This window comes from Streptomyces hesseae, assembly GCF_031845785.1.
Classification (GTDB): Bacteria; Actinomycetota; Actinomycetes; order Streptomycetales; family Streptomycetaceae; genus Streptomyces; species Streptomyces hesseae.
The window spans coordinates 1-865 of the sequence record NZ_JAVRFI010000058.1 but is presented as its reverse complement, the minus strand read 5'-3'; the positions used below and the strand labels follow the sequence as shown (position 1 = coordinate 865).

General features: G+C 71.1%; 1 protein-coding gene. It reads left to right on the top strand.

What is annotated here, in order from left to right:
- On the top strand, positions 1–752 hold a 752-nt coding region (locus RM609_RS34170), incomplete at its 5' end, for a DUF5915 domain-containing protein (RefSeq protein ID WP_311616572.1).
- Between the last annotated feature and the right edge of the window lie 113 nt (positions 753–865).

Sequence of the window (865 nt, the reverse complement as noted above, 5' to 3'; positions counted from 1 at the left end):
TCGACCCGACGCTCTCGCAGCAAATGCTGCTGGTCCGCCGCCTGGTCGAACTGGGCCGCGCCACCCGCGCCGAATCCGGCGTCAAGACACGCCAGCCCCTGTCCCGCGCCCTGGTCGCGGCGGCCGGTTTCGAGACGCTGGGCGAGGAGCTGCGCGCCCAGATCGCCGAGGAGCTGAACGTCTCCTCGCTCGCGTCCCTGTCGGAGGTGGGCGGTTCGCTGGTCGACACCACCGCCAAGGCCAACTTCCGCGCGCTGGGCAAGCGCTTCGGCAAGGGCGTCCAGGCGGTCGCCAAGGCAGTCGCGGCGGCGGATGCCGCTTCGCTGTCGCTGGCACTACGGGAAGGCACGGCCTCCGTCGAGGTCGACGGCGAGACGGTCACACTCACCCCGGACGAGGTCATCATCACCGAGACCCCACGCGAGGGCTGGTCCGTGGCCTCCGACTCCGGCGCCACGGTCGCCCTCGACCTGGAGATCACCCCGGAACTGCGGCGTGCGGGCCTGGCCCGCGACGCGATCCGGCTGATCCAGGAGGCGCGCAAGAACAGCGGGCTGGATGTCGCCGACCGCATCGCGCTTCGGTGGGTCTCCACCGAGGAGGAGGTCGTCACGGCTCTGGGCGAGCACGCGGGCCTTATCTCCGACGAGGTCCTTGCGACGGACTTCGCCACCGGCTCCGCCGATGACTCCTTCGGTGAGCCCTTCACCGACGAGGGGCTCGGACTGACGTTCCGCCTTCGTAAGGCGTAAGCAGACGGGTGACCCCAGGCCCCCGGCGCGCCGCGCCGGGGGTTTTGCCCACCCGCCCGCCCGATTGCCCGGACCGTCATTGGTACGGACGGGCTTACCGTGCCGGGTAATCG